9 protein-coding genes and 1 pseudogene are annotated in these 12972 nt (G+C 41.1%); 7 read left to right on the top strand and 3 right to left on the bottom strand.

Annotated features, from left to right (window positions below; all coding sequences use genetic code 11):
• Positions 1-110 precede the first annotated feature (110 nt).
• Positions 111-542: pseudogene (locus tag HMPREF3002_RS08835) on the top strand (DHHA1 domain-containing protein); the annotation flags it as partial.
• 372 nt (positions 543-914) lie between these two features.
• Here HMPREF3002_RS08835 and nrdF read toward each other — a convergent pair.
• The 3 genes from nrdF to nrdH all read right to left on the bottom strand — a co-directional run bounded on the left by nrdF (position 915) and on the right by nrdH (position 4480).
• Positions 915-1874: a class 1b ribonucleoside-diphosphate reductase subunit beta gene (gene nrdF, locus HMPREF3002_RS08830; RefSeq protein WP_003011591.1), complete on the bottom strand. Its 960-nt coding sequence runs from the start codon at positions 1872-1874 to the stop codon at positions 915-917.
• A 113-nt stretch (positions 1875-1987) separates the two neighbouring features.
• Positions 1988-4147, bottom strand: a complete 2160-nt coding sequence (gene nrdE / locus HMPREF3002_RS08825) for a class 1b ribonucleoside-diphosphate reductase subunit alpha (RefSeq protein WP_070666247.1) — start codon at positions 4145-4147, stop codon at positions 1988-1990.
• A gap of 114 nt (positions 4148-4261) precedes the next feature.
• Positions 4262-4480, bottom strand: a complete 219-nt coding sequence (nrdH, locus tag HMPREF3002_RS08820) for a glutaredoxin-like protein NrdH (protein WP_003006408.1) — start codon at positions 4478-4480, stop codon at positions 4262-4264.
• Between the two features lie 475 nt (positions 4481-4955).
• Between nrdH and HMPREF3002_RS08815 the strand changes: the two genes are divergently transcribed.
• The 6 genes from HMPREF3002_RS08815 (at position 4956) to glgA (ending at position 12938) form a co-directional block, all read left to right on the top strand.
• A complete protein-coding gene (locus tag HMPREF3002_RS08815) occupies positions 4956-5219 on the top strand; it encodes a phosphocarrier protein HPr (protein WP_003006411.1) in 264 nt (87 codons plus the stop codon).
• Between the two features lie 4 nt (positions 5220-5223).
• Positions 5224-6957, top strand: coding sequence for a phosphoenolpyruvate--protein phosphotransferase (gene ptsP, locus HMPREF3002_RS08810; protein WP_023917692.1), 1734 nt, complete (start codon positions 5224-5226; stop codon positions 6955-6957).
• Between the two features lie 327 nt (positions 6958-7284).
• A complete protein-coding gene (gene glgB / locus HMPREF3002_RS08805; protein WP_023917694.1) occupies positions 7285-9192 on the top strand; it encodes a 1,4-alpha-glucan branching protein GlgB in 1908 nt (635 codons plus the stop codon).
• A gap of 50 nt (positions 9193-9242) precedes the next feature.
• Positions 9243-10385: a glucose-1-phosphate adenylyltransferase gene (locus HMPREF3002_RS08800; protein WP_014713084.1), complete on the top strand. Its 1143-nt coding sequence runs from the start codon at positions 9243-9245 to the stop codon at positions 10383-10385.
• On the top strand, positions 10375-11511 hold the full coding sequence (glgD, locus tag HMPREF3002_RS08795) for a glucose-1-phosphate adenylyltransferase subunit GlgD (RefSeq protein WP_023917696.1): 1137 nt from the start codon (positions 10375-10377) through the stop codon (positions 11509-11511). Before HMPREF3002_RS08800 ends, glgD begins: the two co-directional genes overlap by 11 nt.
• On the top strand, positions 11511-12938 hold the full coding sequence (gene glgA, locus HMPREF3002_RS08790) for a glycogen synthase GlgA (RefSeq protein WP_003006424.1): 1428 nt from the start codon (positions 11511-11513) through the stop codon (positions 12936-12938). Before glgD ends, glgA begins: the two co-directional genes overlap by 1 nt.
• Positions 12939-12972 lie beyond the last annotated feature (34 nt).

The following is a 12972-nucleotide window of genomic DNA, read 5'->3' as shown; positions in this document are numbered from 1 at the left end:
GTAAGATTATTTTTAAGTAGGAAGCCACCAAACCCTCGAGAGGAGATGGAAACGGTCTTACAAATCTCATAAAAGCTGTACAAGTTCCAACTCCAGTAAATGATTCAAATAAGGAAGTTCCTCACAAGGTGGAAGGTCTTCAAGAGCAACTCCGTCAATTGTAAAAAGAAAATGCAAAATTGAAGGAAAAAGCAGCGGCTGCAGCAGCAGGCGATGTCTTCAAGAATGTTCAAGAAGCAAACGGACACCGTTACATTGCCAGCCAAGTTTCTGTATCAGATGCAGGTGCTCTTCGTACCTTTGCGGATAACTGGAAACAAAAAGATTACTCTGATGTGCTTGTTCTTGTCGCAGCCATCGGTGACAAGGTCAATGTCCTTGTAGCCAGCAAGACAAAAGATGTTCATGCAGGTAATGTGATCAAAGAATTGGCTCCAATCGTCGATGGACGTGGTGGTGGTAAACCAGACATGGCCATGGCAGGAGGAAGCAACCAAGCGAAAATCCAAGAATTGTTGGATGCTGTAGCAGGTAAATTGTAATAATCGGAGAGGTTGGATGTTTGTCCAACCTCTTTTTTCAAAAAAAAGCAGATCCAATTAGAAAAAGATTGCAACAAAAAAACCTTTCCGTCTGGAAAGGTTTCAGATTGAAGATAAAGTCTTCTAAAAAACTTTCCTTAGGTGAGTACGGACGTCAGCGAACTTCAAAGAAGTTCCATGACTTAGTTTTGGACCTAAGGTTCCAAAACTCCCGAGTGCTAGAAACATGATTGTTTCTAGCACTTTTCTCACGGCGGAAAGTTTTTAATCTTCAAAAAATAAAAGTCACTTTTTGAAAATCATCTATCTGTTTTATGTAAAACAATAGGTTGTCTATATTTAAAAACCTTTCCATCTGGAAAGGTTTTTGTCTTATAGGCCGTAGTTGTAATCGTCATCCTGCATGGCTTCTACTTCACCGAGAAGGTAACCATTTCCGACTTGAGAGAAGAAGTCGTGGTTAGAGGTACCGGTTGAGATTCCGTTCATGACGATTGGGTTAACGTCATCTGCTGAGTCTGGGAAAAGTGGATCTTGTCCTAAGTTCATGAGAGCTTTATTGGCGTTGTAACGAAGGAAGGTCTTGACTTCCTCAGTCCAGCCCACACCATCATAGAGGCTCTCTGTGTAGCCTTCTTCATTTTCGTAGAGGGTGTAGAGCAGATCATACATCCACTCTTTGAGTTTTTCTTGTTCTTCTTCTGGTAATTCGTTAAATCCAAGTTGGAACTTGTAGCCGATATAGGTTCCGTGAACTGATTCGTCCCGAATGATCAACTTGATGATCTCAGCTACGTTGGCCAATTTGTTGTTTCCAAGATAGTAGAGAGGTGTGAAGAAACCAGAGTAGAAGAGGAAGGTTTCAAGGAAAACGCTGGCGACTTTCTTTTCAAGAGGGGTCCCATTGAGATAGATTTCGTTGATGATTTCTGCCTTCTTTTGAAGGAAAGGATTGGTGTTGGTCCATTCGAAAATCTCTTCGATTTCTGACTTAGTATTCAAAGTAGAAAAGATAGAAGAGTATGACTTAGCATGGACAGATTCCATAAATTGGATGTTGTTAAAGACAGCTTCTTCATGGGGAGTACGAATATCCGCACGAAGAGCCTGAACACCTGTTTCAGATTGCATGGTATCTAGAAGGGTTAATCCCCCAAAGACTTTACCAACTAGGTCTTTTTCTTTATTAGACAACTTTCTCCAGTCATCCAAGTCGTTTGACAAAGGGATACGTGTATCCAACCAGAATTGCTCTGTCAGTTTTTCCCAGGTCGATTTATCGATGACATCTTCGATCGCATTCCAGTTAATGGCTTTGTAGTATGTTTCCATTTGCATCACTTTCTTTTTCTATTCATTCAATCGTTACTATTCTACCATAAATTGATAGAATACCGCACAAAAAGTCGGCGAACCGACTTTTGATAGCTATCTAGGATAGCGGATTAGATGACACAGCTTTCACATTGGTTGGCGCCAACTTCTCCACCATCATCTGTAAAGGTACGGACGTAGTAGATAGACTTGATACCCTTGTTAAAGGCGTAGTTCCGAAGGATAGACAAGTCACGAGTGGTTTGTTTGTTTTCCGTTTTCCATTCGTAAAGACCCTTTGGAATATCGCTGCGCATAAAGAGAGTCAGTGAAAGACCTTGGTCTACATGCTCAGTTGCAGCAGCATAGACATCGATGACTTTTCGCATATCCATGTCGTAGGCAGAAGTGTAGTAAGGAATCGTTTCCGTTGACAATCCTGCTGCAGGGTAGTAGATTTTACCGATTTTTTTCTCTTGGCGTTCTTCAATCCGTTGTGTAATTGGGTGGATAGAAGCAGATACGTCATTGATGTAGCTGATAGATCCATTTGGTGCCACAGCCAAGCGGTTTTGGTGGTAAAGACCATCTGCCTTGACTTTATCACGAAGTTCAGCCCAGTCTTCTGCACTAGGAATGAAAATGTCCTTAAAGAGTTCTTTGACGCGATCAGATTTTGGTACAAATTCTCCAGTCATGTACTTATCAAAGTATCTACCGTTGGCATAATCAGATTTTTCAAAATTGTGGAAGGTAACACCACGTTCGCGCGCAATGTTATTTGATTCTACGAGAGTCCAGTAGTTCATGAGCATGAAGTAGATACTTGTGAACTCAACAGACTCAGGTGATCCGTATTCAATCAATTGTTGCGCAAGGTAGCTGTGAAGTCCCATTGCTCCAAGTCCGAACGAATGCGCCAGTTTATTTCCGTGGTCAATGGTTGGAACGGCCACGATATGAGAACTATCGGTAACGAAGGTTAAAGCACGAACCATGGCACGAATCGAACGTCCAAAATCAGGTGAAGTCATCATGTTAACTACGTTGGTTGAACCAAGGTTACATGAGACGTCTGTTCCCATTTGGACAAATTCTTGGGCATCGTTGATCAAGCTTAGTTCTTGAACTTGGAGGATCTCTGAACACAAGTTACTCATGATGATTTTTCCATCAACTGGGTTGGCCCGGTTAGCAGTATCGATGTTGACTACATATGGATAGCCAGATTCTTGTTGCAATTTAGAAATTTCAGTTTCCAAATCACGTGCCTTAATTTTTGTCTTGCGGATGTTTGGATTAGCAACCAACTCATCGTATTTTTCAGTGATGTCGATGTAGTTGAATGGTACTCCGTATTCACGTTCCACAGAGTATGGGCTGAAGAGGTACATTTCTTCATTTTTACGAGCCAACTCGTAGAACTTGTCTGGCACGACGACCCCAAGTGAGAGAGTCTTCACCCGAACTTTTTCATCAGCATTTTCTTTCTTAGTTGAAAGGAAGGCGATGATGTCTGGGTGGAAGACGTTGAGGTAAACCACCCCAGCCCCTTGGCGTTGTCCCAATTGGTTAGAGTAAGAGAAGCTATCTTCGAAGAGTTTCATAACTGGAACCACTCCAGAAGCGGCTCCTTCATACCCTTTGATTGGTGCTCCAGCTTCACGAAGGTTGCTGAGGGAAATCCCAACCCCACCACCGATACGTGAAAGTTGAAGGGCAGAGTTGATGGAACGTCCGATCGCATTCATATCATCGGTTACTTGGATCAAGAAACATGAAACCAATTCTCCACGGCGGGCACGTCCAGCGTTTAAGAAAGAAGGAGTAGCTGGTTGGTAGCGTTGGTGGATAATTTCGTTTGCGATGTCTCGCGCGATAGCTTCATTTCCATCTGCAAAATAGAGAGCATTGAAGAAGACACGGTCTTCCATGCTTTCAAGATAGTATTCTCCATCATTTGTTTTCAAAGCGTATTGGTTATAGAATTTGTAGGCCGCCATGAAGGACTTGAATTGGAAGTTTTGGTCTTTGATAAATTGGGCCAATTCCTCTAAAAATTCAGGACGGTATTTCTCGATAAAAGCTCTCTCAATGTAATTGTGCTCGAGAAGGTACTGAATCTTGTCTGTAATCGAGTCAAAGGCTTTAGTATTTGGTACAACATTTTCTTTAAAGAATGCATCCAAAGCTTCTTTATCCTTATGAAGCATGATTTGGCCGTTTACTGGACGGTTGATTTCATTGTTAAGACGAAAATACGTCACATCTTCAAGAGATTTTAATCCCATAATAATCCTTTTCTAGTTCAAAAAAATGAAGAGGAGAAGTCCTCTCTTCCCAAGTAAAAAGTCTAGTGTTAGGTTGCTAACGCTAGACCCTATTTAAGCAAAATACTGTGTTTATTATGAAAGTTTCTTCAACTTAGCTGGTTGAAAACCAGAAAATACTTCATCCGGTGTTTGAATAACTGGAGCAGCATTGAAGCCAAGGTTCTTAACATGCTCTACAAATTCTGGCTGTTCGTCTAAGTTAATTTCGCGGTATTCCACATGATTGCTATCGAGGAATCGCTTGGTCATTTTGCATTGAACACAATTATTTTTTGAATAAATGGTTACCATTTCTTTTCCGTTCTCCTATCGAAATATAAATCTGTAAACAGTATAAACAAAATCCAGCAACTTGTCAACAAAATAAAACTAAATATTGTGCAAAGAGATGAAATGGAGTTTTCAAAGCACAATATATTGTGGTGAGTGAAAAGTGTGAAAATCGAAGAAATGGGATAGGAATAGGCTTTAAAGCATCTTTAATTAGTTATAATTTTTTGGTGAATCAATATCCTGTGGTTCAAGAGCTTCTTTTCATTGAAAGCGGAGGAAAATGTTACTTATAATATAGTAGAAAATTGAAAAGATATTTTCTCTGTTCTTCAGGTGCTTCTTAAAATGTATCTAAATTGGGATTTTTCGCAGTCTTTTTCTGTAAGTCAGTGATAAAAATCTTGAAAAAAATTTCAAAAGATGATATAATACCAAATTGTAAGGGTTATCAAAAGGTAACTCAAAAACTATTTTTAAAAAGGAGAGTCAAACTATGGCTTCTAAAGATTTCCACATCGTGGCAGAAACAGGTATCCACGCACGTCCAGCAACTTTGTTGGTTCAAACTGCTAGCAAATTTGCTTCAGATATTACTCTTGAATACAAAGGTAAATCAGTTAACTTGAAATCAATCATGGGTGTTATGAGCCTTGGTGTTGGTCAAGGAGCAGACGTTGTAATCTCTGCAGAAGGTGCTGACGCTGATGATGCTATCGCAGCTATCTCAGAAACAATGACTAAAGAAGGATTGGCTTAAAAATATGACAAAAATGCTAAAAGGAATTGCAGCATCTGACGGTGTTGCCGTTGCTAAGGCATATTTGCTCATTCAACCAGACTTATCATTTGAGACTGTTTCAGTCGAAGATACAAGTGCAGAAGAAGCTCGTTTGGATGCAGCTCTTGAAGCTTCACAAAACGAGCTTTCTCTTATTCGGGAGAATGCAGTAGCAAGCCTTGGTGAAGAAGCAGCGCAAGTTTTTGATGCGCATATGATGGTTCTTGCTGACCCTGAAATGATTGGTCAGATCAAAGAAACAATTCGTACGAAAAAAATCAATGCAGAAGCTGGCTTGAAAGAAGTCACTGACATGTTCATTGCGATCTTTGAAGGAATGGAAGACAATCCTTACATGCAAGAACGTGCAGCAGATATTCGTGACGTTACCAAACGTGTCCTTGCCAACTTGCTTGGTAAAAAATTGCCAAACCCTGCTTCTATTAATGAAGAAGCAATCGTGGTTGCACATGACTTGACTCCATCTGATACAGCACAGTTGAACAAAAAGTATGTAAAAGCTTTTGTTACGAATATCGGTGGACGTACCAGTCACTCAGCTATCATGGCTCGTACACTTGAAATTGCAGCTGTTCTTGGTACAAATAACATCACAGAACTTGTCAAAGATGGCGATGTTTTGGCTGTATCAGGGATCACTGGTGAAGTAGTGATCAACCCTACTGAAGAACAAATTGCAGAGTTCAAAGCAGCTGGTGAAGCTTATGCTAAACAAAAAGCTGAATGGGCTCTCCTTAAAGATGCGAAAACAGTGACTGCTGATGGAAAACACTTCGAGTTGGCTGCCAACATCGGTACACCTAAAGACGTTGAAGGTGTGAACGATAATGGAGCAGAAGCAGTTGGTCTTTACCGTACAGAATTCTTGTACATGGATTCTCAAGACTTCCCAACGGAAGATGACCAATACGAAGCTTACAAAGCTGTTCTTGAAGGTATGAACGGTAAACCTGTGGTTGTTCGTACAATGGATATCGGTGGGGATAAAGAACTTCCTTACTTCGACCTTCCTAAAGAAATGAACCCATTCTTAGGTTTCCGTGCTTTGCGTATCTCAATCTCTGAAACGGGTAACCAAATGTTCCGTACACAATTGCGTGCTTTGCTTCGTGCATCTGTTCACGGTAAATTGCGGATCATGTTCCCAATGGTTGCCTTGTTGACTGAGTTCCGTACTGCTAAAGGTATTCTTGAAGAAGAAAAAGCTAAATTGGTTGCTGAAGGTGTTGCCGTTGCAGACGATATCCAAGTAGGGATCATGATTGAAATCCCAGCTGCAGCTATGCTTGCGGATCAATTTGCTAAAGAAGTTGATTTCTTCTCAATTGGTACTAACGACTTAATCCAATACACAATGGCTGCTGACCGTATGAACGAGCAAGTTTCATACCTTTACCAACCATATAACCCATCTATCCTTCGTTTGATCAACAATGTGATCAAAGCGGCGCATGCTGAAGGCAAATGGGCTGGTATGTGTGGTGAAATGGCCGGTGACCAAACTGCTGTTCCACTTCTTGTCGGAATGGGCTTGGATGAGTTCTCTATGTCAGCGACATCTGTCCTTCGTACACGTAGCTTGATGAAGAAACTCGACACAGCTAAAATGCAAGAATACGCTAACCGTGCTCTTACTGAATGTTCAACAATGGAAGAAGTTCTTGAACTTTCAAAAGAATACGTGAACGTAGACTAAGAATTCAACAAGACTAAGACAAATCTGTCTTAGTCTTTTTTTACATTGTTCATAAAAATGTTCATTTTATTCGTAATAAACTAGTTAGTAATAAAAATAGTGATTTAAATGTTCGGTTTTTGTTTGATTTCCCTCGTATATATAGTATAATCGTAAGTAAGATAAGGAGGATGACCAAGGAAGGATCGAAAAGGTTCGGGAAAGAAAATGGAAAAACTTTTCCTGATAATTTTACATGATTTTACAGGAATCAACTTGAAAATTAAGTGATTTTATAGTAGAATAATATCAAATAGAAAACGCTTTCAAAAATAAAGAGGTGAGTATATGGATAGAAGCACAGACTTATGGACATTTGGAAGAGGGGATAATTTCCATCTTCAAGAGTACTTAGGAGCTCACAAGGAAACAAGGGGAGAACAAGAAGGCTTTACCTTCCGTGTTTGGGCTCCCAATGCTCAGGCGGTGGATCTGATTGGTGATTTCACTGATTGGGAAGCTCGTAAAATTCCAATGGTTCGTAATGAAGGAGGCGTCTGGGAAGTCTTCTGTTCCGATGCAAAAGAGGGAGATATATACAAGTATTTGGTGACTCGACAAAATGGCCATCAGGTGCAAAAAATCGATCCTCTAGCGTTATGGATGGAAAAGAGACCCAATACAGGTTCTATTATTAAGACGATTCCAGAGAAAAACTGGAAAGATGGTCTTTGGAGAGCACGCCGCAAAAAACTTGGTTTTAAGGAACGACCCGTTAATATTTACGAGGTTCATGCAGGATCGTGGAAACGTAATGAGGATCACAGTTCCTATACCTTCAAACAACTAAAAGAAGAATTAATTCCATATTTGGTGGAGATGAACTACACCCACGTGGAATTTATGCCAGTGATGGCCCATCCATTGGGCTTGAGTTGGGGCTATCAGCTCATGGGATATTTTGCACTCGAGCAGACTTATGGTAGTCCAGAAGAGTTTCAAGACTTCGTGGAAGAATGCCACCTCAACAATATCGGAGTGATCGTGGATTGGGTACCAGGACATTTCATTATCAATGATGATGCCTTGGCTTATTATGATGGAACACCAACCTTTGAATACCAGGATGAACATCGTGCCCATAACTACGGATGGGGAGCCTTGAACTTCGATTTAGGGAAGAATCAAGTCCAGTCATTCTTGATTTCTAGTTTGAAGTTTTGGATTGATACCTATCATTTAGATGGGATTCGGGTCGATGCTGTGAGCAATATGCTCTATCTTGACTACGATAGTGGTCCATGGACACCAAATATTGATGGTGGAAACCTCAACTACGAAGGCGTTCATTTCCTTAGACGTTTGAATGCGATTATCAAGAACGAACACCCAGATGTCATGATGATTGCAGAAGAAAGTTCTGCTGGTCAAAAGATCACGGGTCCTGAAGAAGAAGGTGGACTTGGCTTTGACTATAAATGGAATATGGGTTGGATGAATGATATCCTTCGATTCTATGAAGAAGATCCCGTCTACCGGAAATTTGACTTTAACCTGGTAACTTTTAGTTTCATGTATGCATTTTCTGAAAACTTCTTACTACCATTTTCACACGATGAAGTGGTGCATGGTAAGAAGAGTTTGATGCATAAGATGTGGGGAGATCGTTACAATCAATTTGCTGGACTCCGTAACCTCTTGACCTATCAGATTTGCCATCCAGGTAAGAAATTACTCTTTATGGGTTCAGAATTTGGTCAATTTTTGGAATGGAAGTCAGAAGAGCAACTGGAATGGGGCAATCTAGAGGATGAAATGAATGCTAAGATGCGTCGTTTCACTTCTCAGCTCAATCATTTCTACAAAGAACACAAGGAATTGTGGGAGATTGATGATAGCTTTGATGGCTTAGAGATTATTGATGCAGATAACCGGGATCAGAGCGTCTTGTCTATGGTTCGGAAAAATCGTAAAGGCGATCTTCTGGTGTGTGTTTTCAATATGGCACCAGTGGAACGCAAGGACTTTACGATTGGTGTGCCTGTATCAGCGGTCTATGAAGAAATTTGGAATACAGAATTAGAAGAATGGGGAGGTGTCTGGAAAGAGCACAATCCGACAGTTCAGTCTCAAGATGGACTGTGGAAGGATTATGAACAAACTTTGACCTTTACTTTGCCGGCTTTAGGGGCTAGTATTTGGAAGGTAAAACGCAAGGTGCGTAAGACAAAATCTAAAACATCAGATAAGAAATGACGATCGGTTGACTCTATGGGAGTCCAAGCTTTAAAAAGAGGAAGTAGTCAATGAAGAATGAAATGCTCGCTTTAATTCTTGCCGGTGGGCAAGGAACACGTCTTGGAAAATTAACCAAAAACATCGCAAAACCTGCGGTTCAATTTGGTGGGCGCTATCGGATTATCGATTTTGCGCTATCAAACTGCGCCAACTCAGGAATTCACAATGTTGGTGTGATTACACAGTACCAGCCACTTGCCCTTAACAGCCATATTGGGAATGGTTCCAGCTGGGGCTTGGATGGAATCAATACGGGTGTGTCTATTCTCCAACCTTATTCAGCTAGTGAAGGAAATCGTTGGTTTGAAGGAACTAGCCATGCCATCCTCCAAAACATCGACTATATCGACAGCATCAATCCGGAATATGTCTTGATATTATCTGGGGACCACATCTATAAGATGGATTACGATGATATGCTTCAAGCGCACAAGGATAATAATGCAAGCTTAACTGTTGCCGTCCTAGATGTACCTTTGAAGGAAGCAAGCCGTTTTGGAATCATGAATACAGATGCCAATAATCGGATTGTCGAATTTGAAGAAAAACCAGCTGAACCAAAATCTACCAAGGCTTCCATGGGGATTTACATCTTTGACTGGGCTCGTCTCCGCAATATGTTGGTTGCTGCTGAAAAGAGTGATATCGATATGTCAGACTTCGGTAAAAATGTCATTCCAACTTATCTAGAATCAGGCGAAAGTGTTTATGCTTATGAATTCAATGGTTATTGGAAAGACGTTGGTACGATTGAGTCTCTTTGGGAAGCCAATATGGAATATATCGATCCAAATAATGCCTTGGATAGTCGCGATCGTCACTGGAAAATCTATTCACGCAACCTCATTTCTCCACCGAACTTCTTTGGGGAACATGGCCACGTCGAAGATTCTCTTGTCGTCGACGGTTGTTCGGTAGACGGTACAGTCAAACACTCCATCTTATCAACAGAAGCTCAAGTTCGTGAAGGAGCAGTTGTCGAAGATGCTGTCGTGATGAGCAATGCCATTATCGGTAAAGGAGCTGTCGTGAAACGCGCGATTATCGGAGAAGGCGCAGTCATTGCAGAAGGTGTCGTGATTGATGGAACAGAGGAAGTACAAGTTGTCGGTTACAATGAAAAAGTGGGGGTAGCAACAGATGAAGATTGATAAATATTCAGCCATTTTAGGAAATACAGTTGGGTATCATGATATGTCCACTTTGACCAGCCATCGTCCGGTAGCATCCCTACCGTTTGATGGGAAATACCGCTTAATCGACTTCCCATTGTCTAGTCTTGCAAATGCTGGTATTCGTAGTGTTTTTGGGATTTTCCAACAAGAAAATATTAGTTCGGTCTTTGACCATATTCGTTCAGGTCGTGAGTGGGGCTTGTCTACTTTATTGAGCCACTATTACCTCGGAATCTATAATACTCCAGTTGAAAATACAACGGTAGGACCAGAATACTACCAACAATTATTAACCTATTTGAAACGGTCTGGTTCTAATCAAACAGTTGCTTTGAACTGTGATGTATTAATGAATATTGACCTCAATCAGATTTTCCACCTTCATAATACCATTGATCGTCCGATTACAGTGGTTTATAAAAAGTTGCATCTGCAAAACATTTCTGAAGTGAATGCTGTCTTGGAAATTGATGAAACAGACCATGTTACAGAGCAAAAACTTTTTGATGGTCAGAATCCTGATGAAGTCTACAATATGTCAACAGATGTCTTTATTGTAGATACTCCTTGGTTGATTGAAAAAATTGAAGAAGAAGCCAAGAAAGAATACCCACAAAAATTGCGCTATATCTTGCGTGATTTGGCGGTGGAATACAATGCTTTTGCCTTTGAATATACAGGTTACTTAGCCAATATTCATTCAGTTGAATCATACTACCATGCAAACTTGGATATGTTGGAAAACCAAAAATTCATGAAGCTCTTTTCACCAAACCAAAAGGTGTATACGAAAGTGAAGAATGAAGAACCAACGTATTATTCCAAGACTTCACATATTAAAACGTCTCAATTTGCTTCGGGTAGTATTGTAGAAGGAACCGTTGAACGTTCCATTGTTTCACGTCGGGTACGCCTTTATGAAGGTTCAGAAGTACGCAGTAGCCTTCTCTTCCCTGGTGTTGTGATTCATGAAAATGCAATCGTCGAACATGCCATTCTGGATAAGGGTGTTGAAGTGGCTGCTGGTGTGACGATTCGTGGGACAGAAGAAGCACCTGTCGTGGTTAAAAAAGGAACGATTGTTACAGAGGATATTGTCTAATGAAACTATTATTTGTTGCAGCTGAAGGAGCACCGTTTTCTAAAACAGGTGGTTTGGGAGACGTTATTGGCGCTCTTCCTAAATCCTTAGCGAAAAGTGGTCATGATGTGCGCGTGATCCTCCCTTACTATGATATGGTAGAGGCTAAGTTTGGAGATCAAATCGAAGATGTCTTGCATTTTGAGACCAAGGTTGGCTGGAGAAGTCAATATGTTGGTGTGAAACGCATTGTGCGCGATGGAGTCACCTTTTACTTTATTGATAACCAACATTATTTCTTTAGAGGTCATGTGTATGGTGACTTCGATGATGGCGAACGCTTTGCCTTCTTCCAGCTCGCGGCCTTAGAAACGATGGAACGAGTTGACTTCATTCCAGATGTTCTTCATGCCCATGATTACCATACGGCGATGATTCCTTTCTTGCTGAAGGAAAAATACCGTTGGATTCAAGCTTATCATGGAATTAAGACAGTATTGACCATCCATAATTTGGAATTCCAAGGTCAGTTCGACCCAGGAATGTTGTGGGATCTTTTCGGAGTTGGATTTGAACGCTATGCAGATGGAACACTTCGATGGAATGATTGCCTGAACTGGATGAAAGCCGGCATTCTATATGCTGACCGTGTGACAACTGTTTCTCCTAGCTATGCGCATGAGATTATGACTGCTGAATATGGTTGTGGCTTGGATCAGATCCTTCGGATGGAGTCTGGCAAGGTGACCGGAATTGTTAACGGGATTGATGCAGATCTGTATAATCCTGAAACGGATCCACTCTTGACGTATCACTTCAGTCTCTCAGATCTTTCAGGTAAAGCAGCTAGTAAACGAGCTCTTCAAGAACGTGTCGGTCTACCTGTTCGCGATGATGTTCCTTTGTTTGGGATCGTCTCTCGTTTGACACGTCAAAAAGGCTTTGACGTGGTGGTAGAAGAGTTGCATCAACTCTTGCAAAAGGATATTCAGATTGTCTTGCTCGGTACAGGAGATCCTGGATTTGAAAATGCCTTTGCTTGGTTTGGTCAAGCCTACCCAGATAAACTTTCAGCGAATATCACATTTGATGTCCAATTGGCCCAAGAAATCTATGCAGCGTCGGATGTCTTCTTGATGCCAAGCCGTTTTGAACCGTGTGGTCTTTCTCAAATGATGGCCATGCGTTATGGAACCCTTCCTTTAGTGCATGAAGTCGGCGGACTTCGAGATACGGTCCAACCGTATAATGCTGTTGATGGAAGTGGAACAGGCTTTAGTTTCAATAATTTGTCTGGCTATTGGTTTAACTGGGCAGTTGATGAAGCCTTGGCTGTCTACTACAATGACAAACAGGCTTGGTATGGTCTCCAAGAGCAAGCTATGACGCGTGACTTCTCATGGGATACGGCTAGTCAACGATACAATGATTTGTACCAATCCTTATAAATAGATCTATAATACAAACGCCTTTCGAGGCGTT

The organism is Streptococcus sp. HMSC065E03 (genome assembly GCF_001815045.1).
In the GTDB taxonomy this organism is placed as follows: domain Bacteria; phylum Bacillota; class Bacilli; order Lactobacillales; family Streptococcaceae; genus Streptococcus; species Streptococcus parasanguinis_AD.
The sequence above is the reverse complement of the archived record's forward strand: the minus strand, read 5'-3'. Positions and strand labels throughout refer to the sequence as shown.